The sequence below is a fragment of the Segatella copri genome (assembly GCF_051861805.1).
Taxonomy (GTDB): domain Bacteria; phylum Bacteroidota; class Bacteroidia; order Bacteroidales; family Bacteroidaceae; genus Prevotella; species Prevotella copri_M.
This window is the reverse complement of the sequence record NZ_CP146520.1, coordinates 1,907,690-1,934,627: the sequence shown is the minus strand read 5'-3', so window position 1 is coordinate 1,934,627 and position 26,938 is coordinate 1,907,690. Positions and strand designations below refer to the sequence as shown.

General features: G+C 48.4%; 21 protein-coding genes. 14 read left to right on the top strand and 7 right to left on the bottom strand.

The genetic code is table 11. The features are described from left to right. Positions 1-52 precede the first annotated feature (52 nt). On the top strand, positions 53-1,684 hold the full coding sequence (locus V8Z93_RS07370; RefSeq protein WP_439431136.1) for a DUF6377 domain-containing protein: 1,632 nt from the start codon (positions 53-55) through the stop codon (positions 1,682-1,684). A 75-nt stretch (positions 1,685-1,759) separates the two neighbouring features. Here the strand turns inward: V8Z93_RS07370 and V8Z93_RS07365 are convergent, their stop codons facing one another. Further along, a complete protein-coding gene (locus V8Z93_RS07365) occupies positions 1,760-2,515 on the bottom strand; it encodes an SDR family NAD(P)-dependent oxidoreductase (RefSeq protein ID WP_203049016.1) in 756 nt (251 codons plus the stop codon). Between the two features lie 12 nt (positions 2,516-2,527). Further along, positions 2,528-3,091: a histidine phosphatase family protein gene (locus V8Z93_RS07360; protein ID WP_218411854.1), complete on the bottom strand. Its 564-nt coding sequence runs from the start codon at positions 3,089-3,091 to the stop codon at positions 2,528-2,530. A gap of 212 nt (positions 3,092-3,303) precedes the next feature. Between V8Z93_RS07360 and V8Z93_RS07355 the strand changes: the two genes are divergently transcribed. Beyond that, positions 3,304-3,960, top strand: coding sequence for a DUF308 domain-containing protein (locus V8Z93_RS07355; protein ID WP_203049017.1), 657 nt, complete (start codon positions 3,304-3,306; stop codon positions 3,958-3,960). A gap of 337 nt (positions 3,961-4,297) precedes the next feature. Here the strand turns inward: V8Z93_RS07355 and udk are convergent, their stop codons facing one another. The 3 genes from udk to V8Z93_RS07340 all read right to left on the bottom strand — a co-directional run bounded on the left by udk (position 4,298) and on the right by V8Z93_RS07340 (position 7,055). Beyond that, a complete protein-coding gene (gene udk, locus V8Z93_RS07350) occupies positions 4,298-4,924 on the bottom strand; it encodes a uridine kinase (RefSeq protein WP_439431135.1) in 627 nt (208 codons plus the stop codon). Between the two features lie 343 nt (positions 4,925-5,267). Further along, positions 5,268-5,879 (bottom strand): uracil-DNA glycosylase family protein, encoded by a 612-nt coding sequence (locus tag V8Z93_RS07345; protein ID WP_439431134.1) that lies wholly within the window; start codon positions 5,877-5,879, stop codon positions 5,268-5,270. Between the two features lie 102 nt (positions 5,880-5,981). Further along, positions 5,982-7,055, bottom strand: coding sequence for an endonuclease/exonuclease/phosphatase family protein (locus V8Z93_RS07340; RefSeq protein ID WP_439431133.1), 1,074 nt, complete (start codon positions 7,053-7,055; stop codon positions 5,982-5,984). A gap of 200 nt (positions 7,056-7,255) precedes the next feature. On the opposite strand from V8Z93_RS07340, the gene V8Z93_RS07335 reads away from it, so the two are divergent. The 10 genes from V8Z93_RS07335 (at position 7,256) to V8Z93_RS07290 (ending at position 18,211) form a co-directional block, all read left to right on the top strand. After that, a complete protein-coding gene (locus V8Z93_RS07335; protein WP_439431132.1) occupies positions 7,256-10,171 on the top strand; it encodes a carboxypeptidase-like regulatory domain-containing protein in 2,916 nt (971 codons plus the stop codon). A 56-nt stretch (positions 10,172-10,227) separates the two neighbouring features. Beyond that, complete coding sequence (locus V8Z93_RS07330) at positions 10,228-11,562, top strand: DUF5689 domain-containing protein (RefSeq protein ID WP_439431131.1); 1,335 nt, start codon at positions 10,228-10,230, stop codon at positions 11,560-11,562. Positions 11,563-11,619: 57 nt separating this feature from the next. Then, entirely contained in the window at positions 11,620-13,053 is a 1,434-nt protein-coding gene (locus V8Z93_RS07325) for a hypothetical protein (protein ID WP_439431130.1), read from the top strand. Positions 13,054-13,246: 193 nt separating this feature from the next. Further along, positions 13,247-13,408, top strand: coding sequence for a hypothetical protein (locus V8Z93_RS07320; protein WP_439431129.1), 162 nt, complete (start codon positions 13,247-13,249; stop codon positions 13,406-13,408). Between the two features lie 61 nt (positions 13,409-13,469). Further along, positions 13,470-13,631 (top strand): hypothetical protein, encoded by a 162-nt coding sequence (locus tag V8Z93_RS07315; protein WP_217743810.1) that lies wholly within the window; start codon positions 13,470-13,472, stop codon positions 13,629-13,631. A 3-nt stretch (positions 13,632-13,634) separates the two neighbouring features. Continuing rightward, positions 13,635-14,174 carry a GNAT family N-acetyltransferase gene (locus V8Z93_RS07310; RefSeq protein WP_439431128.1) on the top strand — a complete coding sequence of 180 codons (540 nt, stop codon included), beginning with the start codon at positions 13,635-13,637 and terminating at the stop codon, positions 14,172-14,174. Between the two features lie 213 nt (positions 14,175-14,387). Continuing rightward, a complete protein-coding gene (locus tag V8Z93_RS07305; protein ID WP_203040277.1) occupies positions 14,388-14,639 on the top strand; it encodes a type B 50S ribosomal protein L31 in 252 nt (83 codons plus the stop codon). Between the two features lie 128 nt (positions 14,640-14,767). Next, entirely contained in the window at positions 14,768-15,820 is a 1,053-nt protein-coding gene (locus V8Z93_RS07300) for a DNA/RNA non-specific endonuclease (protein ID WP_439431127.1), read from the top strand. A gap of 866 nt (positions 15,821-16,686) precedes the next feature. Beyond that, a complete protein-coding gene (locus V8Z93_RS07295; RefSeq protein ID WP_439431126.1) occupies positions 16,687-16,875 on the top strand; it encodes a hypothetical protein in 189 nt (62 codons plus the stop codon). Between the two features lie 106 nt (positions 16,876-16,981). Next, positions 16,982-18,211 carry a hypothetical protein gene (locus V8Z93_RS07290; protein WP_439431125.1) on the top strand — a complete coding sequence of 410 codons (1,230 nt, stop codon included), beginning with the start codon at positions 16,982-16,984 and terminating at the stop codon, positions 18,209-18,211. 457 nt (positions 18,212-18,668) lie between these two features. Here V8Z93_RS07290 and V8Z93_RS07285 read toward each other — a convergent pair whose 3' ends face one another. Further along, entirely contained in the window at positions 18,669-19,418 is a 750-nt protein-coding gene (locus V8Z93_RS07285; protein ID WP_439431124.1) for a hypothetical protein, read from the bottom strand. Between the two features lie 272 nt (positions 19,419-19,690). Between V8Z93_RS07285 and V8Z93_RS07280 the strand changes: the two genes are divergently transcribed. Then, a complete protein-coding gene (locus tag V8Z93_RS07280; protein ID WP_439431123.1) occupies positions 19,691-23,848 on the top strand; it encodes a response regulator in 4,158 nt (1,385 codons plus the stop codon). Positions 23,849-24,601: 753 nt separating this feature from the next. Next, complete coding sequence (locus tag V8Z93_RS07275; RefSeq protein ID WP_203040266.1) at positions 24,602-25,156, top strand: glutathione peroxidase; 555 nt, start codon at positions 24,602-24,604, stop codon at positions 25,154-25,156. Between the two features lie 341 nt (positions 25,157-25,497). Here the strand turns inward: V8Z93_RS07275 and V8Z93_RS07270 are convergent, their stop codons facing one another. Further along, positions 25,498-26,859: a TrpB-like pyridoxal phosphate-dependent enzyme gene (locus V8Z93_RS07270; RefSeq protein WP_439431122.1), complete on the bottom strand. Its 1,362-nt coding sequence runs from the start codon at positions 26,857-26,859 to the stop codon at positions 25,498-25,500. Between the last annotated feature and the right edge of the window lie 79 nt (positions 26,860-26,938).

The window sequence follows — 26,938 nt, the reverse complement described above, 5'->3', positions numbered from 1 at the left end:
AACAAATTACTAATAAAAGATGAAGCAATTGTTATTTTTACTTCTTATGCTTATGATGCCACTGCTCACCCAAGGCAAAACCGATGAGAAGAAGCTTCTGGAGCGTATAGATTACATGATTGATAACGACCAGTATTATCAAGATATCAAGGAAAAAGAGCTGAAACAGCTGAAACTGCAAGCCATTGAGGCAGAAGACAGCAAGACCCGACTGCTTTTCCTTGACAGCATATACCATGCCTACAGTGCCTACCGCTACGACTCGGCTTACGCCTACATGCAGCGTGGACTGGAGTTGGCACAGAAGGTCAACGACACCTATTATATAACACTCAACCAGATCAACCAAGCGTCCATACTCTCGGTTAGGGGATTCTATGGCATGGCCAAAAACAAGCTCGAATCGCTCAACCCCGACGAGATGCCCCACAAGCAGAAGCTGTACTACTACTTCACGTATGCCTGGTTGTATAATTACTTGGAATCCTACGCCAAGGGATCTAATTACGCCGAGGAATTCCGCAGCCAGAAGAAGCATTACATGAACCTCCTGATTCTGAATTTTAACGAAGAGGACAAACATAGTGCGTACTATCATTATCTCATGGGCGAATACATCTATCTCGACAATCCTACCAGTAAGGAAGGACTCAACCATTACCAGAAGGCACTGAAAATGTCTCCAGCCAAATCACGCATCCATGCCATGTCGGCATACGCTGTCGCCAGATATTACAAGCTTACAGGCAACTTCGATCTATACGAGGAATATCTCGTGGAAGCATCCGTGAGCGACGGCCTATGCCAGCTCAAGGAAACGGTAGCCCTGCAGAAACTTGCCTACTTCCTCTTTAAAAAGGATGAAAACAACAGCAAGAGAGCGGCTAAATACATCCAGCACACCATGGAAGATGCCCAGTTCTTCAACAACCGACTGCGCATGATGGAGATTTCAAACATCCTGCCAGTCATCGCAGCTGCCAACCAGCAGGCTGCCGAGCGTTCACGTGCCCGCATCCTTACGGGCTTCATCACCGTAAGCGCAGCACTGATCATCATCATCATCCTTGCCTTCGTGAACAACAGGCAGAAGAACAAACTGAAGAAAAACAAGCAGAAGATTGAAGAGCAGAACAAGAAACAGATAGAGATGAACGGCCAGCTTTCAGAGATGAACAATCAGCTCACCGAACTGAACCAGCAGCTCATAGAAACCAACATCAAGCGCGAAACATACTTGCGCCTCTTTATGGACATCAGCGCTGCATACATCAGTAAGCTCGCTGATTATCGCAAACTGGTAAGCCGAAAAATCAAGGCAAACCAGGCTGCCGACCTGCTGAAGAGTCTCAACACCCACAAGTTGGAAGAGGAAGAGACACAGATGTTCTACAACCGTTTCGACAAGGCGTTCATGGAACTGTATCCAGGTTTCGTTACGGAGTTGAACAAGCTCCTGCTGCCAGAAAGCCAGCTGGAGGCGCCAACTACCCACACGCTGACCACGGAAATCCGCATCTATGCCTTGATGCGACTAGGCGTAACCGACAGTCAGGAAATAGCCACCCTGCTGCATTACTCCACCCAGACCATCTACAACTACAAGTCGGGCATGAGAGCAAAGGCGATCAACCGCGATACGTTCGAATCGGATGTCAATCGCCTCTGCCACATTATTGCATAGTATTATATAGTTAAAAGTTTATAGTTGATAGTTGATAGCAAGATTGCCTATCAACTATCAACTATAAACTATAAACTAGTCTCTGTGTATCACGGTTCCGTTGGCCTGATGCGTAGCCAAAACCAGAACTTCGGCTATCTGCACATGCTCTGGGGCACTGGCAGCATAGAAGGCTACGTCTGCCACATCATCACCATTCAATGGTTCGATGCCACGATACACATTGTCGGCACGGCGGGCATCGCCATGGAAACGCACGTTAGAGAAGTTGGTCTCCACCAATCCCGGCTTCACGTTGGTAACACGCACCTTGGTGTGAGCCACGTCAATACGCAGTCCATCAGAGATGGCCTTCACAGCCGCCTTGGTAGCACAATACACGTTGCCACCCGCATAGGCAGCATCGCCAGCCACACTACCGATGTTGATGACATGACCATGGTTTCTTCTCACCATCCCCGGCACGATGAGACGGGTCATGGTGAGAAGGCCCTTGATATTGGTATCAATCATCTGATCCCAATCATCAAAATCTCCCTCATACTCAGGTTCCAGACCACGAGCCAATCCGGCATTGTTGATGAGTACATCAATCTTTCGCCAATCCAGCGGAATGTAATCCACCGCCTTCTTGGCAGCATCACGGTTGCGCACATCGAAGGCAAGTGCCAGCACCTGGATGCCAGTACCTTCCAACTGTTTCTTCAAGATTTCCAACTTACCGGTGTTTCTACCCGTAAGAATCAGATTGTAGCCGCCTTGAGCAAAGCGACGTGCGCAAGCCTCGCCTATTCCGCTGGTTGCGCCAGTAATAAGAGCAATTTTATTCATGTATTTTGTTATTTAAAGAATCAGAACTCTCACTTCTGCATTCGCCATTTTTTCTATCTGGTTCATCGGGCGCTTGTAGTAAACACTCTGAATCGCCTTGTTGATGATGCCATGTCCCACGGCAAGAATCGTCTTATCGGGATACGCCACCTTGAGCCAGGTAAGGAAGTTCTGGGCTCTCGACTTCATCTTTTCCAATCCCTCGATGTTATCAGGCCAATCCTTCGGGTCCTTGGGAAGCGAAGGGATGAATTTACCCGTGAAATCTCCCCAGTCACGCTCACGAATCAGAGGAGTCGTCACGATATGCTGAAGAATTTCGTCTTCAGACAAAACATGGCGAGAGCCTGCAGGTTCACATTCCAGATGAGGACGGGCGATGATGGCACAGGTCTGCATGCTGCGGTAAAGGTCGCTCGAAACGAAGACATCGATGTGGTCGTTTGCCATCTTCCGGGCTACTTCCTCAGCCTGCTCAATACCCCTTTCATTCAGTCTGCCAGGCGTTTGTCCCTGCATAATTTGTGCGGCATTGTCAACGGTCTCTCCGTGACGCACCAGATATAATGTTGTCATATTTTGTTTTTGCTTACAAAATTACTGATATTTATTGAGAATAAGGAATAAATTGCGTTAAATAAGATATAAAAGGTGTAGAAAACACGGGTTATATGAAATTTCTTTTGTATTTTTGCAGTAGGAAATATATCCTGAAACGAGATATAAGATGACGGATATGACAAAAGGAAGAAAATAAGATTGCAAACGAATAAAATATTAACAAAAAAATGAAAGTGATACATAGTTCATTATTCCGCGCCGTTTGCGCTATCATCGTGGGCGGACTGCTCATTCAATACCGCGAGCAGACCGTAACCTGGATTACCATAGCCATCGGCATACTGTTTTTCCTCTCGGGTGTCATCTCGCTGCTCACCTACCTGAGTGCCAAGCGAAATTCCGAGAAGATGAAGGGACAGTATCTATATGATGCCCAGGGTAACCACATCGTGGGCATGCGTCCCAACTTCCCGCTGGTGGGAATGGGTTCGCTGATTCTGGGACTGATCCTGGCGCTGATGCCAAACGTATTTATCTCCTGGCTGATGTTCATCCTTTCGGCATTGCTGATAATGGGAGCGCTCAGTCAGATGGCGAATCTGGTGGCAGCTGCCAAGATGGGAAGAGTGGGAATCGTGTATTGGCTGATGCCTACGGCACTCCTCCTGCTCGGTCTCCTTGCCCTCTTCCGTCCTAGCTCCATCGCCTCTGCCCCACTTCTGGTCATAGGATGGGCGATGCTGGTATATGGAGTGGTAGAAGCCATGAATGCCTTCAAGGTTTCCAACAACCGCAGAAAATGGAAGAAGATGCAGGAAATCAAGACCACCGCCTCCTCTTCTGATAAGGTTTTCGAGGATGCCACATTCATTGAAGAGAAATAAAAGAAGAAAGAGGGTGTGTCATTATTCATCGGATTACGCAGAATAAACGGAACCTTAACCGCCTTCCTCGGATTACTCACGGATTTTAAACGGAAACTCGACCTGGCGGTCGTGGCGATACCCCCATAGCTGGAAAAAGTCTGCCATTACTGTGCAATCGCAAGCCAGCCTATATACGGCGCTAGCCCAATGGCCGTAAGGCCAAATCCGTTTAAATTCCGTGCGTAATCCGTGAAGCAAGAATGTTCCGTTAACTCAGCGTAATCCGATGAAGAAAAACGATGAAGAAACAAAAAAGAGGGTGTGTCTTGGACTTTTGACACACCCTCTTCTACGATTAATCCACCAGGCCCTCTACATATTTACATAGAATACCGATGCCGGTGGCATTCTCGCCGCCTTGCGGGATGATGATGTCGGCATAGCGCTTGGTTGGCTCGATAAACTGCTCGTGCATAGGCTTGAGCACCTTGAGATAGCGGTCTACCACCATCGAAACCGTTCTTCCACGGTCGATGGTATCACGCTGGATATTGCGGATCAGGCGCTCATCGGCATCCGTATCCACGAAAACCTTCAGATCCATCAGGTCGCGCAAGCGTTTGTCTACCAGCGTCATGATACCCTCGATGATAACCACAGGCTTCGGATCCACATGCACCGTTTCCTTCTCACGGTTGCATTTGATGTAGCTATAGGTAGGCTGCTCGATGGCATGGCCCGCTCTCAGATCCGCCAACTGCTCGTGCAGCAGTTTCCAGTCGAAAGCATCAGGATGATCGAAGTTGATCTGATGACGCTCCTCCTCGGTCATCTCCGAGGTATCATTGTAATAGGAATCCAATGGCACCACAGCCACGAAATGAGGCGGCAAAGCCTCTACCAGTCGCTTCACCACCGTGGTCTTGCCAGAGCCCGTTCCGCCGGCAATACCAATCACAGTTACTTTATCTAGATTTTCCATTTATTCTATTTTTCTATAAGATATATTTTACTATAACTCAAGTTTCGCATGTAAGCTCCACACGCCCTGAAAGGGCAGAAGCCCCTAGCCCAGGGCATCGCCCTGGGTTATTACGGACGCAAACCTGTCGCCCTGAAAGGGCAAAAGCTTTAAAACTCCAGGCAAAACATAAGGCTTTTGCCCTTACAGGGCGTCTTGCTGATTGCCATCATACCCAGGGCGCTGCCCTGGGCTAGGAGCTTTTGGGCCTTCAGCCCGTTCTTGAACCACATGCGAAAGTTCAGTTTTTTACTATAAAATTTCCTTAAACATCTTATTCCTATAAGAGTTCCACAAATTATTCCTATAAGATTTCCTCAAGCATCTTGCGATAGTACTCTGCCTTCTTCTCCACCGCCATCGGATACGCCCTCGAACTCGATGGCATGCGATAGAGACGAAGCTTGCGGGAAGATGAACCCGAAGAAGAACCAGCAGATGCTCCTTCCTGGTCTTCAAACTCAAACTCCACGAATCCTCCCATTTCCGGTTTTTCCTTGATTCCGAAATGTTCAGAAAAGATTTTGGTGGCTAGCTGACCGGCAGTCAGCACCGCCCTACATTCGGGCAGCTGCCTCAGCATGCCATCCAAGTCAGAAGGCTGCACAATCTGCAGGTCCTTATCCGATGCCGTGTTCTTGGTACGGATCACCTGCTGGGCAGTATCATATATCGCCACGCCCTTCTCCTTCAGGAACTCCTTGATGGCATCCAGGCGATACGTCTTGTTCTCCACATCCACAAAGTGCAGCTTATCCGCGAAGTAAATGATGCCGAAGATTCGCCACATATCATTCTGAAAGTTAGGATAATACCAAGGCATGCACCATCGCTTCTCCGAAGGTGGAAACGTGCCGAGCATCAGCAACTTGGCATTGCCCGGCAACCAAGGCTCAAAAGGATGATTCTCAACCATTAAACTTTGAACTTTGAACTTTATGATTAGCTTAGCTATAGATTTTAGAACTTAACAAAGTCCTATAAACTATTAACTATCAACTCTTAACTATCAACTAAATCATTTCTTTTCCTTCACCAGATACAATACCACTGGCAGGTGGTCGCTGTAGCCATTGAGCCATCTGCCACCAGCCTTGGTTCTCAGAGGCGAACCCTTATACTGGCCCTCCTGCTGGATGAGGTAGTCTCTGCGGAACACGTGGTTCTTCCAGAACTTCAGGCTCGAATAGTCCTTCTTCTTCGCATCCTTGTTCAGCAGGTTAGGAGTCATCACAATCTGGTCGAAGAGGTTCCAGCTGCCATTGTAGAACAAGGTACCCTTGCCCTCCTTTGCCAGAATATTATACCAAGGATTATACATGTCGCCCTCGCCCACCTGCGAAATCTCAGGCTTCGCACGGAGCACCTCATGCATACTCTTATCCGTAGGGTCATCGTTCATATCACCCATCACGAAAACCTTCATATCCGGATTCACTCTGAGCAGACTGTCCTTCACCACCTTGGTCTGGCGCGCACCGCTCTCACGATAGAACGAACCCGAGAAACGGCTTGGCCAGTGGCACACAATCACAGCCACGTCTTCGCCCGCCATCTCGCCACGCACCGTCAGGAAACCACGGGTCTTGAAGGCAGAATCCTTCGCCAGTTCCTGCACGTAAGGCACCAGCTTCACGTTCTTCACCCTGAAGAGCGCAGGGTTGTAGAGCAGCGCACAGTCGATGCCGCGCTTATCCGGACCCTCGATGTGGCAGAACTGCATGTTGCGCGCCTTCAGCGGAGGCTGAGCCGTAAGATCCTTCAGCACATTGGCATTCTCCACCTCGGCAAGACCGATGAAGGCACAGCCCACGTTAGGGAGCACATCCGTACCCATATCAGCCAGGGCACGCGACATGTTCTTCAGCTTACTCGTATATTTCATTCCGTTCCAGCCCTTGGCAGGCAGATACTCATAGTCCTTCTTACCCGCATCGTGGCAAGTATCGAAAAGATTCTCCTGATTATAAAAACCCACTGCATACACCTGAAACTGTTTCCCTCCGGCTGCAGCCGTCTTTTTCTTCTGAGCGGAAGCACCCAAGCCAATAATCATCAGCAGGGCAGCCAAAAACCATACTTGTCTTCTCATAATCCTTTATTCGTTATTCTTTCTCGTTTTACATGTATTTAATCTTTTATAACCGCAAAGATAGCATAAATATCGCAAAAAACGCTGCAAAAATGGAGAAAAATTCATTTTTAGCAAATTTTTAACTAAAATGTCTTTCTATATTCAAAAAAAATGTGTTACTTTGCACTTGTACATTTTATTATTAACTTATACAGACTATGCAAAAGAAAATAAAATTAGCGACGTTCGCACTCTGCTCCAGCGCTCTGGCCCTCAATTCCATGCAGGCCATGGCAGCGCAGGCGATGACAGCCGCTCCAGATAACGGAGCCAAGGCCGCTCATGCCGACATGCTCAGCGTGCAGCAGAACAAGAGCATCAAGGGCGTAGTGGTCGACAAGGATGGCACTCCTATCATCGGAGCCAATATCCAGGCAGTCGGCAACGGAGCCACTCAGAGCACAGTTACCGATATGGAAGGCAATTTCATCATCGATGTAAAGCCTGGAACAAATCTCAGAATCAGTTATATCGGATTCATATCCGCAACGGTCAAGGCAAAGAATAAGATGCAGGTCAAACTCCAGAATGACCGCAGCTTCGACAACAGTCTGATGGCTGGCTCCCTCGACGAGAATGCCTTCACCTTCTCCGAGGCACAGTTGGGCGAGGACGATGACATGTCATCCAATGTCACCATCCTCAACTCTTCATCCAACGTATATGCCAAGGATGCAGGTTACCTCTTCTCGCCTGTAAGATTCCGCTATCGTGCCTTCAACCAGAAATATAACGACGTGTATATCAATGGTGCGGCAATGAACGATATGGAGACCGGACAGTTCAGATTCTCCAACATCGGAGGATTGAACCGATTCTCACGCAACGTGGATTTCGCGCTGCCGTTCGAGGCCAACGGCTATTCCATGACCGGAATGGCGGGTTCCAACAACTATGATTTCCGTGCCGGAAGCATGCAGGAAGGCCAGTATGCCAGCGTGGCTGCTGCCAACCGCAACTACACCCTGCGCGGACTCTACACCTACTCCAGCGGATTCAACGCCAAGGGATGGGCCATCACAGCCGGACTCACCTACCGATGGGCCAACCGCGGATACGTGGAGGGCACCTACTACAACGCCCTCTCCTATTTCTTCGGCGTGCAGAAGAAGTGGATGAACGGCCATTCCCTGAGCCTCTCCACCTGGGGAAACCCTACCGAGCGAAGCACCCAGGGAGCTTCTACCGACGAGGCCTACTGGCTTGCCAACGACTACTACTACAACCCATACTGGGGATACCAGAACGGACACAAGCGTAACTCGAGAGTAGTGAACGACTTCGCCCCTTCTGCCATCGCTACATGGGACTGGGACATCAACGAAGGCATGAAGCTCACCACTTCACTCTTCGGAAAATACTCCATGTACAAGAGCACCAAGCTCAACTACAACAACGCAGAGAATCCGCAGCCAGACTACTGGAAGAACATGCCATCTGCCAACTACTACGTGTGGGGCGACTTCCAGAACGGAAACAACATCTACAACTGGGATAGCTGGAACAACGCCGTGAACTACTGGCAGGCTAGCAAGCAGAACCGCCAGATAGACTGGGACCGCCTCTACTACTCCAACCAGCAGGCTGCCAAGAACGGACAGGAGACCATGTACTACTTGCAGGCTAAGCACAACGACAACCTCAACCTCGTGCTCTCCTCAACCCTCAACACCAAGCTCACCAACAAGTCGAGCCTGACATCGGGCTTCATGCTCGGCGTAAACCAGAACCGCCATTACCAGACCATGGAGGATATGCTGGGAGGAAAAATCTTCCACAACATCAACTCCTACGCCATCGGCGAATACTCCATCTCCGACCCACGCGTGCAGTACGACCTGAACACCGCCGGACCTAACAATACCGGCAAACTGGTGTACGAGGGCGACAAGTTCGGCTATGACTACCGCATCGACGTGCAGAAGGCAGGCGCCTGGAGCACCTACAAGACCCAGATTTCACGCTTCGAAGCCATGGTGAGCGGCCGCATCGGCTACACCGGCATGAAGCGCAAGGGATACATGCGCAACGGTATGGCTGCCGACAACAGCTTTGGCAACAGCGGCACAGCCCACTTCCTCGACGGCGGTGGCAAGCTGAGCGTGAACTATGATGCAGGCCGCGGTCATGCCTTCCGCATCGGAGCCGGCTACGAGTGGCGTGCGCCTATGGCAAACACCGCCTTCATCGCCCCTGAAATCAACAACGATTTCGTTACCAACCTCAAGAACGAGCGCATCTTCAGCTCAGAGGTAAGCTACCAGTATCAGAACGCATGGATGCATGCCAACCTGAGCGGTTACTACAGCCGAATGGAGAATGTAACCGAGTGGCAGAACTTCTACAACGACGACGAGAACTCGTTCACCTACGTGAGCATGACGGGATTGAAGAAGGAATACTACGGCCTGGAGGCTGGCTTGAAGTTCAAGCTCACTTCATGGCTCGACTTCAAGACCCTGGGCACCATCAGCGAGGCTAAGAACATCAACAACGTCACTGCCAACTACATGCTCTCAAAGAGTGCCGAGGTATATACCGACAAGGCATACGTGATAGATATGCGTGAGAGCGGTACGCCGCTCACCGTGGGAAGCATCGGTCTCGACCTCCATACCAACGGATGGTTCGTGAATCTGAATGCCAACTACTACGACCGCATCTACCTCTCCTATTCTCCAAGCTATCGCTACGAGAAAGTGCTCAAGAACCGCCAGAGTGCCCACCAGAAGTATCCGGAGATCTTCCCATCTGTGGTTACAGAAGATGGAAACAGCTGGCTGCCTGAGGCTGTGGCACAGGCGAAGGGTCACGGAGGATGGATGGTTGACATGAGCATCGGCAAGAGCATCCGATTGAAGAAGGGTTCGCTCAACTTCAACCTGATGATTACCAACCTGCTGAACAACCAGAAGCTGGTAACGGGCGGATATGAGCAGAACTCACGTTCGGGCTACACCCTCACCACAGGCGGCGAGGTGAACAATGTACGCGTTTATCAGTTCTCAAAGAATCCAAAGAAGTATTACGCATTCGGCACCAACGGCATGTTCCAGATTGGCTACCGATTCTAAAACGATGTATCATCGATTCTAGAATGACATAAAATAGATTCTAAAACGACACGACAATGAAAAAGATAAAATTCATAGCAATGGCCATGATGGCGATGGCGGGAATGATGCTGGCATCATGCATGGGCGACAGTTATGCCGACCCGGAGATGGTAGAGACCATCCCTGCTCCTCCTTACGGCAACAACCTGCTCAGAGAGAAGAACGTGGTTACCATTGCACAGCTCAAGAGCGACTACAAGACCACCATCACCGGTGGCGGATACAAGCTCATCGACAAGCCGATGATGATCAAGGGTTACATCACGGGCAATGACATCAGCGGCAACCTCTATCAGCAGGTGGCGCTGCAGGATGCCACAGGTGCTATCCTCGTTGATATCAACGGCGGCGGATTGTACGGCTATCTGCCAGTAGGTCAGGAGATTCTCATCGACCTCAACGGCCTCTACATCGGCGGTTACGGCAAGCAGGCACAGATAGGCGGCATCTACACCAACCTGAAGAAGGGAACCACATCCGTGGGAAAGATGGACCGAACTGTCTGGCAGAAGCACTTCAAGCTTCTTGACGAGGCAGATGCCAGCAACGTAGAGGCAGAAGAGTTCGACCTGAGCAAGGCTGCCGATGCCAACTATCTGGAAGAGAATGCAGGCAAACTGATGACCATCAGGAAAGTGAAGTTCAACAGCGCCAACGGCAAAAACGTATGGGCAGCCAACGATGAGACTACCAACCAGAGTCTGAAGGATGCCGTTACCGGTCAATGGATCAGCAGCAACACCGTGGTAGTGAGAACATCGGGCTATGCCCGCTTTGCCAATGCCATCCTGCCAGACGGAGCCTACGACATCACGGGTATCTTTACAAGATATAATAATGTATGGCAGATCATCATCCGCAACACCGACGACCTTTCTCCTTCTGTGCTCTCCATCTTCAAGGAGGCTTTCAATGAAAGCCAGGGTGAATTCACTACAGAAAACATCAAACTTGCAGAAGGCGTAAGCTATGCCTGGAAATGGGCTTCGGCTGCATACGGCATGAAGGCTTCAGGCTATGTGAACGGTACCAACGTTGAACTCCAGTCACGACTCAAGTCACCTGCCATCAACCTCTCATCCGTCAAGAGTGCCACCCTCAAGTTCGACCAGGCCATCAATTTCTCTTCCGACATGACCAAGGAATGCAAGGTTCAGATTTCTACTGACGGAAAGACATGGACTGATTTGAAAGTTGCGGGTTATCCAACAAAGAATGGTTGGGATTTCGTTACCTCTACTGCCGATTTAACCAAGTATTGTGGCAAGACCATATACATCGGTTTCCTCTATAGCAGTTCCACATCAGCGGCCCCAACATGGGAAGTCAAGAACTTCGTGATAGATTAACAGAAATCACTTCTATACATTATTATATATAGTAACATCAATAAAAAAGACAACAATATGAAAAAGTATATATTTTCAGTTTTGATGGCGGCAATGGCTGCCTTCACATTCAGCAGCTGCGAGGATGTGCCAGAACCATACACACTGCCTACCAAGCCTGAAGCCGGTGGCACCACTCAGGGCGAGCCAAAGGGTACAGGTACTGCTGCCGACCCATTCAACAGCATTGCAGCTATCAACTATTGCAAGACCCTGGAGGCAGGCGTGGAGTCTGACAAGGAGGTCTATATCAAGGGAAAGGTAGTGAGCATCAAGGAGCAGTTCTCTACCAGCTTCGGCAACGGTTCGTTCTACATCGCCGATGACGAGACCAGCGAGAAGTTCTACATCTTCCGTTCCCTCTATCTGGGCAACAAGAAGTGGACTGCCAGCGACCCTGAGCTGAAGGAAGGCGACGAGGTGGTAGTTTGCGCCAAGGTGATGAACTACATGGGCAACACCCCAGAGACCGTGGCCAACAAGACCTATCTGGTTTCCCTGAACGGCAAGACAGCCGGTGGCTCAGGCAGTGGCGATGTCACTGGCACGGCAAAGGGCGATGGTTCTGCAGCCAACCCATTCAACAGTGTGGCAGCGCAGAAGTACACCGCAGCCCTGGCATCGGGCGCCGTATCAGACAAGGAGTTCTACATCAAGGGTAAGGTACAGAGCATCAAGGAGCAGTTCTCAGCATCCTTCGGCAACGGATCATTCTATATTGCCGATGATGCCAACAGCACCCAGTTCTACATCTTCCGCATCTACTACTTCGGTGGCGAGAAGTGGAAGGAAGGCGATATGACGCTGAAGGAAGGCGATGAGATCGTGGTTTGCGCCAAGCTCATCAACTACATGGGCAACACTCCAGAGACCAACCAGGGCGGTAAGCTCATCTCCGTGAACGGCAAGACCAGCGGCGAAGGCGGCGGCACAGTAACTCCAGACCCTGAACCAAAGCCAAACCCAGGCGAGGTAGCAACAGGCGAGAATGGCGGCTTCGAGAACTGGACAGACAGCAAGCCAACCAACTGGAACACCAACTCTGCCGGCAACGCAAGCCTCACCAAGAGCGAGGATGCCCACAGCGGCAAGTACTCAGTGCAGGTAGCTGGAACTAACAGCGCCAACAAGCGTCTCGGCTACAAGGCGATGAGTCTGAAGGCAGGTAAATATACTATCAAGTTCTACGCCAAGGCAGCCACAGCCACAGGTGCATCCGTATGCCCAGGTCATGTAGCCGTTAATGATGGCACCGTAGATTCACAGAACTACAATTATACCAAGCAGTATGTGAATGTAACCAACACAGAGTGGACTTTGGTAGAGCAGGAAATGACCATAGAGAAAGATGGCACCTACAGCATCGTTATCATGAATGCCAAGAAGCCAGGTGCAGCCGTTCTCATCGACGACTTCACATTCTTATTGGGCAGCACAGCCATTATCAAGTAAATTCTGAAGCAGATATTGTGTATTAGAAAAAACACTGATCCCCATCGTCCTCTGCACAAACAGAGGCGATGGGGATTTTTTCTCATCCATATTGTTAAATATCAAATATTTATCCCCCATTCCTTGCGTAATTCAGAAAAGATTCTTATCTTTGCAGCAGAATTATAAAATAAACTCATAAACAGATAAAATTATGGCAACACCAATCAGAGTCATTCCTACGCTTCACGGCGAGGAAGCAAGAAAATTCATCGAAAGAGCTGAATGGGTGGAAGCTCATCCAGGGCAGACAAAAATGGATCCAGAATACATCAAAAAAATGAAAGCCTTTTTGCGTGAAATGAATTTGAGTTAAAATGACAAGATTCTAATTAGTAAATTAAAAATATTAATCATAAAATTAAGGAGGAATAAATATGGCAAGACCAATAAAAGAGACTCCAATCCTCTATGGAGAAGAGGCTCGTAAATTTGAAATGAGGATGCTAAATCCAACCCCAGTTTCTCAAGAAAGAAAAGAACAAATCATGCGCGACTACGAATTTCTTCGTGGTAAAGGCGTAAATTGCAGTTTCTAAAAAATGGCATTAGACAAAAACAACATCATATACAGAAGACTTGATGAGCATGATGACATCAAGTGTTTTGATTGCGGAGATGAGGACTTGAACGACTTCATCAAAAATGACGCACCCTTGTATTATAAATCACGACTCTCCACAAGCTACATTCTAGAAGATAAAACTACAGGAGAAGTCATTGGTTACTTCAGTCTTGCCCATGATAGGATTTCATTAACCGATTTTCCAAGCAACTCTTCATACAATCGATTTAGAAAGAAGTTTTTTGCACAAGGGAAAATGTTTAAAAGTTACCCTGCCATCAAAATCTGCCGCTTGGCAACAAGTCTCAACTATCGAGGAGAAGGAATCGGTTCCATGATCATCAACATGATTATTGCCTCATACCAACAAGACAACAAAGCTGGATGCAGATTTGTTACAGTAGACGCTTATGCCAGCGCATTACCCTTCTACTACAACCAAGGCTTCATGCCTTTGTCGAAAGAAGATGAAGGCGCAGATACCCGACTGCTTTACTTCGATTTAAAACAGCTCTAAATAATAGCCAAACAAGGGTTCAACCACCTAATTCTCAAATATTTCTTAAAAAGAAGAGGAAAAATTTGGTGGTTTCAGGAAAAAAGCGTAACTTTGCACCCTGAAATTGTTAACAGGCTATAATGGGCATGCCCCGATGAGGGACATGAAATGAGGCGAAAGCTTCCCCATGACGTCTATTTTTTAATCATCAAATAATAAATAAAAGAAAAAATGAAAAAAGGTATTCATCCAGAGAACTATCGTCCTGTAGTATTTAAGGATATGTCTAACGGCGATATGTTCCTCACTCAGTCAACATGCAAGACTAACGACACTGTAGAGTTCGAGGGCGAGACTTATCCAGTAGTTAAGATTGAAATCTCTAGCACATCTCACCCATTCTACACAGGTAAGAGCAAGCTCGTTGATACTGCTGGTCGCGTTGACCGCTTCATGAACCGTTACGGCAAGTTGAAGAAGTAATATACCTTTTTAATTAAAGATATATTATCAGCGAAAGATAGGAAGTGTGTTCCGTCGTAGTTGCATATACGTCGGAATGCACTTTTTTTCTTTTATAAGTTAAAACATTAACAAGAATTACGAGAATTATGAAATATACCAAACTACTCATCCTCACGCTTTTGACAGCCATGACGTTCTCTGCCTGCGGCACCGACGACTCACTGCAGTTCAGATTCCCTGACCAGGAAAACAAGGGTGACAATACCGGGGGCGGCACCGGAGAATCAACCGATAAGACCAATTCCAACAAGAATGTGGCTACAGCCAATATGCCTGCCGTGGTGAAGAACGCCATCAACGGTCTGGAGTTCCCGAAGCTCAAGAACAACGGCAGCAGCTACGCCATCGTGCACATGGATAACACCACGGGCATGGTGAACTTCTCTACCGAATGGGACGACGACATGAAGAGCCAGCGATGGAGTTGCTATACCTTCCACACCGGAAACACGGCATCTAACGTAGATAGATGGAAACCTGCTCAGGGCGAGCGCCAGTATCCATGGGATACCGACCTGCAGGAACAGTGGGGCATCACCGATTTCACCGAAGACCCTACCCCAACCAAGCAGGGATTCGACCACGGTCATATCTGTCCTTCTGCCGACCGCAAGCTGAACCTTACCCAGCAGAAGCAGACTTTCTTCATGACCAATATGCAGCCACAGTACAGCAACTTCAACCAGCGTGGCACCTGGTATAAGATGGAGGATGAGCTGCGCAAGCTGGCTCCGAAGATTGACACCGATACCCTCTTCATCGTGAAGGGCGGTACCATCGACCCGGTGGGCAGCGAGAGCAACATCCTGGGATGGAAGAAGCAGGGTGCATCGAGCGACGTGAAGAAGCCTGGCTACATCCCTGTGCCAAAGTATTTCTTCGTTGCCGTGCTGAAGAAGGAGTATAACCAGAAGACCAAGCAGTATAGCTACAGTGCCTTCGGCTACTGGTTCCTGCACGAGAACAAGGCGTTCGACAAGAGCGACCTGCTGGGCAACTACGTGGTAAACATCAAGACGCTGGAAGACAAGACCGGCATCGACTTCTTCTGCAATCTGCCAGATGATATCGAGAAGAAGGTAGAAACCCAGGATGTGGAGGCCATCAAGAACCTCTGGGGATTCAAGTCATCGAAATAACAGCATAAGAAAAAAAGGGTGTGTCTTGTACTTCATGACACACCCTCTTTTTTAATACTTCATCGCATCATGCGGGAGCTAGTGTGACTTTGCCTGGTTGATCTCCAAGAGGTTTGCGTTCACGCTGCGCATTACGATGCTGTAGTTAATCATACTCGTTTTGTGTTTAATGAGTTCTTGTAAATCACAACTACCCAGAAAGCCCGTTTCCTGTGCTTTTTCTGGTCTTCATTGATGACCGGCGCCTGCCATCATTTAAGACCAGCTGCGGTCTTCTATGATGACCGCCCTGAGGCACAAAAGGCTATTCTTTCGATTGCCGGTGCAAAGATACGAAGATTTTGGGTATCCGACAAATTTAGGCATGTGATAAGGAGCGATTTTCAGCAAAACACTTACGATTTGAAACTTCGTTAAAAAACGGACTCTATTTCCTATGGGGCGCATCTCTATGTTTTTGCGGTGTCGAAAACTATGTTTTACCATATAAATCAGTATATTACAAAAGTAATAGCCGGTTACGGGAAACTTATTCAGTATTCAGTATTCAGTTTTTTTCGCTGTTGTTTCCATCCGCTCTATAGATAGTATATTATATATATATATTAATATATAATAATTACTTATAATTTGTAACCACAGAAAGGGTAACTATCGCGAAAAAAACTGAATACTGAATACTGAACACCCTTTTAGGCACCATAAGCCCTGGTTATAATGGCAATCATTAAGGCGCCCTTACATGGCGACTGGGTCGCGTCCAAAAATAACTTTTTTAAATAAAATCCCGAAATCCTTGGCAGTTTCAAAGAAAAAGCGTAACTTTGCAATATAATATAAACAATTATAAAAATAGGAGGTATAACATGATGCTAGGAATGAATGCACCAAAGGCTGTAGCCAAAGGTGAATACGCAAAAGCTATCCGCAAAGCCGTCCATGACTCTATCGAAGCTATCAAGAACGGAAAGGTTCCTGAGAAAAAAATCAAAAGTTCAATTTTGAGTGGAGGGTATAGCGGCAAAACAATCCATAGATTAGAGAGATTTAATTGAAATTTAACACATTATTTGTTGACCCTATCGCTTTTTTTTGTATCTTTGCAGCAGAAATGACTAAGAAATCATTCTATAACATTATTAACAATTAAAAAATTAGCTTATGAAAAAGTTACTACGCTATTCATTAACACTGGTTTTCGCGCTCGTAGCGAGCGTGGGGTTCGCACAAACCACATTTGACTTCGACAATGACTACAAGACTTTGTTCCCAGGTCTGCCAGGTGTTTCATCTATGGAATCTAACGAAGGAGATTTCAACGAGGCTACCACTTGCACAGTAGATGGCATCGCAGTTACTGTTTCTGCAAAGGAAGAAGGAATTACCAACGCCAACAGAATCTGGACCAGCTCTGCACGTTTGAGAATGTACTCAGGAACTCTCACCGTACAGGCTCCAGAAGGAAAGCAGATCTCTAAGATTGAGATTGCGCAGAAGAAATGGAATGCAAACAACAAAGTAGATAACGGTACCCTCGACACTAAGGGTAATTGGACTGGTTCTGCCAACAAGGTGGTTTACAGCATCGCTGGTAATACTCAGATTAAGACCATGACCGTTACTCTCGACAATGGCGGCACTACTCCAGAGCCACCAGTAGTAATCACCTACACCGACGTGGCAAGCGTGAAGGATCTCTTGGCTAACTACAAAGAGGATACCAAGAACCTCAACCTTACTCTTACCAACGCTAAGGTTACTTTCGTTAACGAGTACAAGGGAACCATCAATACTTATGTTCGCGAGGGCGATACAGCCATTGAGCTTCGTACCCTGGGCTTCAACATGCCAGTGAACAGCATCCTTACAGGTAAGGTAAAGGTAGATTTGAAGTACAACTATGACGTTCCTTACCTCACAGCCAATGCAGGTACAGACGATGAGAGCATCACCGTTACCGAGAGCGAAGAAGCTGCTCAGCCTATCGAGGCTACCATCGCCGACCTCATCGCCAACAAGTACTTGAACGACCTCGTTACCATCAAGAACTTCACATTCAGCAAGGAAGAATACCAGGCTGGCAAGTTCAACTACTACGCTAACGACGGCGAGCAGAAGATTATGATTTACGACAAGTTCAACAAGGTGGGCGGCGTTGCAGAACTCACAGAGGGTGAAACTTACACCGCAACTGGTCTCTATGGCGCTATCTTCAAGGGTACTCCAGAGATTCTCCCTACCCAGAAAGTTACTGCTGGCACTTCTACCGGCATCAACAACATCACAACATCTGCTGCTGACAATGCTCCTATCTTCAACCTCGCAGGTCAGAAGGTTGGCAAGGGCTACAAGGGTGTAGTGATCAAGGCTGGCAAGAAGATGATTCAGTAAGATTACAGATGATTCAGTAAGATTACAAATGATTCAGTAATGTTCTGAATATAAAACATAAAAAATCCGCTTCCACGACTTTCATGCCGTGAAAGCGGATTTCTTTTTTGCTTGCTGCGGAATAACCAATAAAAAAGAGGGTGTGTCATTATTCATCGGATTACGCGGAATAAACGGAACCTTAGCCGCCTTCCTCGGATTACTCACGGATTTTAAACGGAAACTCGACCTGGCGGTCGTGGCGATACCCCCTAAAGCTGGAATGCGAATGCGCTTGCCCAATGGCCGTAAGGCCAAATCCGTTTAAATTCCGTGCGTAATCCGTGAAGCAAGAATGTTCCGTTAACTCAGCGTAATCCGATGAAGAAAAACGATGAAGAAACAAAAAAGAGGGTGTATCTTGGACTTTTGACACACCCTCTTCTTTTTATCTTGATTTATCTATTCTATGCTGCACTTATCTTCTATCATTCAATCTCTTTTCAGCACCCGGAAGCTTCTTGATGCCTGTAGCCTTGCCGAAGGTATTCACTGATGCTGCTGCCGCAGAAGCTCTAGTAGCCTTCTTTGAAAATCCCGTAGGCTGCTCCTCGAAATTGAAGGTGATGACGTCGCCCTTGGCTGAACCCACGCCTATCATATAACCATAGAAGGTGTAGCGGTCTCTGCCCTGCTCTGCGCCCAGATGGAAACCAGTCTGGCTGGCACCGGCATCCAATACGAAGGTGGCTCCACTCTTGGCATACCTTATATAGATATCACCATTGTTGTCGATATACCAGGTGAACTCCAAGGTCTGCGAATCCTCTACCTCGCCCTTCCCATCATACACATCGTCAATCTCAACACCACTTCCGCTCAGCGCATTCTTCCTGTTGCCACTCTGGTAGAATATCATGGTGGCATAGAATTCATCCTTGCCGCGGGATACGCCATCATCGTTGATGTAACTGTAGGTCACCGGACCATACCATTTACCCACCAGCGTCTGGGCCTCTTCTATGAGCTGGCTGTTCTGCGAACCGCCGGAACCCTGGTTCCAGTCGCCCTGGTTCCATCCCCAGCCACCCTGGTTGTAATCCTCGTACCAGCCATAGTCGTCGTGCCAATAATGACCATCATCCCATGGGTCATCGTCGCAACTTGTAAATGTGAATGATGCCGCAGCTATCGCCATCAGCATCAGCAGAGATTTCATCTTCTTCATATCTTATATCCTTTCTTATATACTTATTTATACTTATCTATATTTATATGTTCTTTCTTGAATTCTGATGCAAAGATATACCAAAATTTACACCCTGCAAAGGGAAAAGTGGAATATTTTAAGGGAAAATCCCTATTTTCAAACAGTTTTTCCCTATCAACGCTTGTTTTTCTCAAAAAAATACACTACCTTTGCACGTAAGATAGACTGTTTTCCTACTCCCGGATGGCGCTATCCCTATCAAGATTTCGCGATTAATTAGATTATTAAGTATGAATAAAAGATATATTATCCCCCTGCTCCTGGCATTCATGGCCCACTTCACGGTCATGGCTGTGCCTTACTGCGACATCAGAAAATTCTCCATCACAGATGGACTCGCCGCTAACACCATATCAGACATCAAGCAGTCGCCCGACAAACTGATATGGTTTGCCACCTGGAACGGACTCTCCTACTACGACGGATACTCCTTCCATACCTTCCGAGATGAAGCCGACGATGTAGACCTGCTCTCCACCAACCGCATCATCTCCATCTACCCTACTTCAACAAACGATATCTGGTGTGTTACATCAGATAAGAGACTCTATTTGTACTGCACCCAAAAGTGTACATTCCTCAACAGCGGAAAGATGAACGAGCAATTCGGTATCAACCTGAAGGTGAAAAATATCTATCCTTTACATAAAGGCATCACCTGGATTACCAGCCAAGACGGAAACTACATCATAAGAACCGTCAAGAAGAGTGATCAGGAGCCGGAACGAGACATCCTCAGGGTGGGACAGCACGGACTGAGAAGCGGAAGAGTATGGCATATATGGGCCGACAAGAAAGGCCGAGAGTGGATCCTCACCGAAAAGGGAACCCTCATCTACAACCATCAATTCAGCACCCCTATGCCATTCAAATGGATCAGAGAGGTGCACGACAACATCTTCCTGGCTACGCCAAACGGCAAACTCGCCGTGTATGACGAGAAAGACAAGCTGGTGATGATTCCGATGCCTGCCGGCGTTACCCGAATCAACCAGCTGAAAAACACCGGATACCAGCTGCTCATAGCCACCAACATAGGTCTGGTGGTATACAATCCGCGCACCTTCAAGACCGAGGTGATCAACGTGCAGAGCCCGAGCCAGCCAATGGCAGAGGTGAAGAACATCTATACCGACGACTACGGCATGGTATGGGTGTTCACCGACGGCATGGGCGTAACCATGGTGAACCCGAAGACGGGACAGAAGACATGGCTCTTTGCCGACCAGCCCGACCCAGCCGACCGCACCACGAGCGACAAATACTTCATCACCCAGGACGAAAACAAGACGCTGTGGCTCATCCCCAACGGCGGCACCTTCAGCTATTTCGACCGAAGGGCAGGCAAACTGGTGCCTTATCTGCTGCGCAGCAACTCATCGGGCAACTTCCGTGTACCCAACATCAAGAAATTCTGCCTCTCAGACCAGGGCATCCTCTGGATAAGCGGCATGCACGACCTTACGCAGGTGACATTCAAAAAACATCAATACCACCTTACCCAGCTTGACGAAGGCGAATCGCCGGCGTACGCCATCTGCAACACCCCCGAGGGATACCACTGGACGGGCTACTACAACGGCGTAATCAAGATTACGGACAGCCGATACGAGAAGGTGGGCTATCTTGCCCCAAACGGACAGGTGGTTCCGCAGCAGGTGGCATTCTGCCCATCCGCCATCTTCTCCATCTTCTACGATACGGAGGGAAAGATATGGATAGGTACCCGGGAGCACGGACTCTTCGTGAGAACCAGGGAGGGAATGACCCAATTCATGCACAACCCAGCCGACAAATATTCGCTGCCATATAATAAGGTATACGACATCGTGGCCGACCGCCACGGCAGAATATGGATAGGCACCTATGGAGGCGGACTCACCCTGGTGCAGCCTTCCACCACGGGAAAGCTGAACTTCATCAGCCGCCAGAACATCCTGCCATGGCCCAAGAAGGGATTCAACAAGGTGAGACGCATCTTCTGCACCCCTACGGGAGAAATCCTGGCGGGCACCACCGACGGACTGGTTACCTTCAGCGACAACGTGAGCAACCCGGCGAAGATTCATTTCTATACCACCACCTACGTGGAAGGCGACACCACAAGGCTGGCGGCAAACGACGTGAACTTCATCATGCAGCACAGCAACGGCAAGACCTACGTATCACAGCTGGGCGGCATCCTGCAGAACGTGACAAGCAAGAATCTGCTGCAGAACAACATCCAGCTTTCGTACAACAAGAAAGTGAACTATGATGAGGGAACCGTGCAGAGCATGCTGGAAGACAACTCGGGCAACATCTGGGTGGTGCGCGAATCGAGCATCGACAAGTATAACCTGAAGACGGGAAAGATGGAGGTATTCGGCCCGAACGACTTCGACTTCAACATGTCGTTTACCGAAGCACGCCCTGCCCACGACCCAGCCACCGACGACATCACGGTGGGCACACCAACGGGCAGCCTTACCTTCAACCCTGCGAAGATGAAGAAGAGCCCTTACCAGGCACACATCATCTTCACCGCGCTGCACTATATGGGCGAAAAAGAAACGGAACCTATTCTGCACAAGGAAAAAGTGGTGATTCCTGCCAACAAGCGCAACCTGACCATCAGCTTTGCCGCCCTCGACTACTCAAGAAAATACAATCAGAAATACCGCTATCGCCTGGACGGCTTTACCCCTGAAGGCCAGTGGATAGAACTGGGAAAGAGCCACGACATCGGCTTCAACCGCATCGCCAGCGGCAACTACGTGCTCAAGGTAATGGGTACCAACTCTCACGGCGTATGGAGCAAATACGTAGCCGAGCTGCCTATCGAGGTAAGACCTACCTTCTGGGAGAGCATCTGGGGAAAAATTCTGATGGTAATCCTGCTGATGTGCGTGGTGGGCAGCATCTTCTACATCTACAACCGCAACCAGCGCGAGAAGATGAGCCACGAGATGAGCCTGATGAAGAACGACTTCTTCAGCGACGCCAGCCACAAGCTGCGCACGCCGCTCACCCTGATAGGAGGTCCGCTGAAGGAGGTGCTCGACACGGAACACGGTATCACCCGAAAGGGAAGGGAAATGCTTACCATCGCCCTGAAGAATTCGTACGAGATGCTCGACATGCTCAACAAGATTCTGAGATACGACAACTCTACCCTGATGAACAGGGACGGAAGTCTGACAAGCGGCAACGACACCCTGGTGAACACCGGCGGCGTAAGCTACATGGACTCTACCGAGAATGAAGAGGACGAGGTTCCAGGACAGATCAGCGACGAGAACGTGGCAAGATACCTGGCTGAAGCCGAAAAGGCTGAGAAGGAACTGGAAGAGAACATGACCGAAGAGGAAAAAATGGCAAGGGAAGAGCAGCGCAAGGAGCACACCGTATTGGTGGTGGAAGACAACCACGACCTGCGCAAGTACCTCTACACCATCCTCTCTGAACACTACAACGTGCTGCTTGCCGAAAACGGAAAGGCGGGACTGCTGATGACGCGCACCGAACTGCCAGACTTCATCATCACCGACGTAACCATGCCGGTGATGGACGGCATCACCATGGTTAGCGAAATCAAGCAGGATCACGAACTCTCGCAGATTCCTATCATCATCCTCTCGGCAAAGGCGAGCGTGCAAGACCGACTCAAGGGATTCGAGATGGGTGTGGATGCCTACATGACCAAGCCGTTCTCTACAGAATACCTGCTGGGTAGAATCAGCGCCGTGCTCAAGCAGCGCCACAACCTGCAGAAGGAAATGATCCAGAAACTGGAGCATACGGGCAATCTGATAGACAAAGCCATGAGCGGCGGCATCAGCAGCGGTATAAACGGCAGCAAGAACAATGCCCTGAACAATGGTTTGAACAATGCCCTGAACAATGGTTTGAACAATGCTCTGAACGATGGTCAGAACGGCGGCTTGATAGCTTCTTCTGCCAATGAACCGGAGAAGACGCTGAGCCAGATAACCAAAGAAATCACGGAGAAGGAACGTGAGAAGGAGGAGAAGGCAAGGCTGAAGCGCGAACAGAGCGACTTCGCCTTCATGGCAAGTCAGATTAACGATGCTACGACGGCAAGGATTCTGAAGTACGTGACGGAGCATATAGACACGCCAGACATGAAGATTGATGACATCGCCGATGCGATGGGCATGAGCCGAAGCGTGCTCTACACCAAGATTAAGCAGCAGTTGGGCATGACGCCTATCGATTTCGTAAGGCATGTGAGAATCATGAGAGCCTGCGAGCTGCTGAAGAATACCGACGAGTCGCTCTCGACTGTGGCATTCGCCGTGGGCTTCAGCGATCCGAAGTACTTCTCCAAGGTGTTCAAGAGGGAAACGGGCATCGTTCCTACGGAATATCGTGAACGTACCAGATAAAACGGATAAGGAAGTCAAGTTTCGCAAGTGAGCTCCACACGCCCTGAAAGGGCAGAAGCTCCTAGCCCAGGGCAGCGCCCTGGGTAATCATGGACGCAAGTTTGTCGCCCTGTAAGGGCAAAAGCTTCAAAAGAATCAGGCAATTTACAAAGCTTTTGCCCTTACAGGGCGCCTTGTTGATTGCTATTATACCCAGGGCGATGCCCTGGGCTAGGAGCTTTTGGGCCTTCAGCCCGTACTTGAACCACTTGCTAAACTTCAATAAGGAATATTGAAGAGAGGGTGTGGCAAAGTTTTGCCACACCCTTTCTTTGTGTTTATGTGGACGCAAACAGGGTTTAAACGGTTTGAAATCGGGATTAGAAATACGAAAAAAGGGTATAAAAGAGCCTGAAAAGGGCCTAAAGTGCATACAAAAAGGGTAATTAAGGCTTTTTAACTACGATTTTTGAAAAATTTATGTTGTAAATGATACATTATTCAAAAAAAAGTTTGTACCTTTGCATCAAGTTCTTAGAAAAGTTAAATGATAGATTAATCGTAACTTCCCCTATCGTTCTTTTTTTGTAGGGGAAGGGAAGGGCTCCGGGGATTGTGAAATTACCGGAGCCTTTTTTGTTTCTTTTTTTTAGAAATTTTATACCAATGTATGATGATTTCTGAAAGAAAAGTAGTACCTTTGCACTTAGTTAGTAAAACTACCCTGCAAATGGGCTTTAAGAAGTAACATAAAATTAGATATATAAATAAGAAATGAGAACCGTTTACGAATTCTCCGTTAAGGACAGAAAGGGAAAGGATGTTTCCCTGAAAGAGTACGCCAACGAAGTGCTGCTCATCGTTAACACAGCTACCAAGTGTGGCTTCACCCCTCAGTATGAGGAGTTGGAAAAGCTCTATGAGACATACCACCAGCAGGGTTTCGAGATTCTCGACTTCCCTTGCAACCAGTTTGGACAGCAGGCGCCAGGTACTGACGAAAGCATTCATCAGTTCTGCAAGCTTACATACGGCACGGAGTTCCAGCGCTACAAGAAGATTAAGGTGAATGGCGACGACGCAGCTCCCCTCTTCAAGTTCCTCAAAGAATGCAAAGGTTTCGCTGGATGGGACGAGAGCCATCCGCTCTACCCTGTGCTCGACAAGATGCTCTCTGAAGAAGACCCTAACTATAAGGAGAGCGCTGACATTAAGTGGAACTTCACCAAGTTCCTGGTCAACAAGAAGGGTCAGGTTGTAGCCCGCTTCGAGCCAACAACCAGTTTCGACGTAATTGCCAAGGCCATCGAAGAGTGGCTGAATGCATAAAAGTATTATACATTGCTTAAAAGGTTTTTATATTTTTAGATAACAAGAAGAGGGTGTGTCATAAGCCACACCCCATACGCCCTGAAAGGGCAGAAGCTCCTAGCCCAGGGCAACGCCCTGGGTAATGTTGGCAAAAAACAAAGTCGCCCTGAAAGGGCAAAAGCTTTGAAATTGAAAGCTTTTGCCCTTTCAGGGCGACTTTATTGTATTTATTCTAAAACCCAGGGCGTTGCCCTGGGCTAGGAGCTTCTGCCCTTTCAGGGCGTATGGGGTGTGGCTTATGACACAGGGCGTCCTCGGCTGCCATTATTTAGACTTATGACACACCCTCTTTTTGTTATCTAATCTACCTGAGGAACATTCTTGAGATATTTCTCAATCTCCTCGTCACTAACCTTGTAATTCTGCAAATCTCCATTGAGATAGCTCTCGTAGGATGGCATATCAATCAAGCCATGACCTGAGAGACAGAACAGGAGAACCGGAGCGGTTCCCTCCTCCTTCGCCTTCTTCGCCTCGCGGATGGTAGCTGCGATGGCATGGCAACTCTCTGGAGCCGGAATGATGCCCTCGGCACGAGAGAAAAGCATACCTGCCTCGAACGCCTCAATCTGAGGGATATCTACACCATGCATGTAGCCATCCTTGATAAGCTGCGAAATGATCATGCCCGCACCATGATAGCGCAAACCGCCGGCATGGATGTTGGCTGGCTTGAAGTCATGACCCAGGGTAAACATAGGCAGCAATGGAGTATATCCCGCTTCATCTCCGAAATCATACTCAAACTTACCACGTGTCAGCTTAGGACAGCTCTCCGGTTCGGCAGCGATAAACTCGGTGTGCTTCTTGCCATTCAAGTTATGACGCATGAATGGGAAAGCCAATCCGCCAAAGTTACTACCTCCACCGAAGCAGGCAATCACCTTATCAGGATATTCGCCAGCCATCGCCATCTGCTTCTCTGCCTCCAATCCGATGATGGTCTGGTGCAAAGCCACATGGTTCAGAACGGAACCCAGGGTGTACTTACAGCCCGGAGTGGTAGTAGCCAGCTCCACTGCCTCGGAAATGGCAGTACCCAGTGAACCTGGATGGTGTGGGTCGCGGGTGATGATGTTCTTGCCCGCACGGGTACTCATGGATGGAGAACCCTCGACGGTGGCTCCGAAGGTGCGCATGATGCTGGAGCGGTATGGCTTCTGCTGCATGGTAATCTTCACCTGGTAAACGGCTGCCTCCAAACCGTAGAGCTTGGCTGCGTAAGAAAGAGCACAGCCCCACTGTCCGGCACCGGTCTCGGTGGTAACGTTGGTATCACCCTCCTGCTTGCAGTAGTAGCACTGAGGCAGTGCCGAATTGATTTTATGTGAACCTAATGGGGTAGCACTCTCGTTCTTGAAGTAGATGTGTGCCGAGGTACCCAGCGCCTCTTCCAGTCCGTAGGCACGAACCAGCGGTGTGGAACGGTAGTAGGCATACTTCTCTCGCACATCCTCTGGGATGTCGATCCATGCATGCTCTGTATCGAGCTCCTGCTTGGAGCACTCTTTATTAAAGATCTGTGACAAGTCGTCGGCTGTGAGCGGCTTGTGGGTCTGTGGATTCAAAGGTGGCAATGGCTTGTTAGGCATGTCAGCTTGAATGTTGTACCACTGAGTAGGAAGTTCCTGCTCCTGAAGGATAAACTTTTTCTGTCTCATGATTGTTATTATTTGATATATTTCTATAATTCTACCTACATTCGTTTACAGATTGCACGGATTTACGAAAGATTCCCTT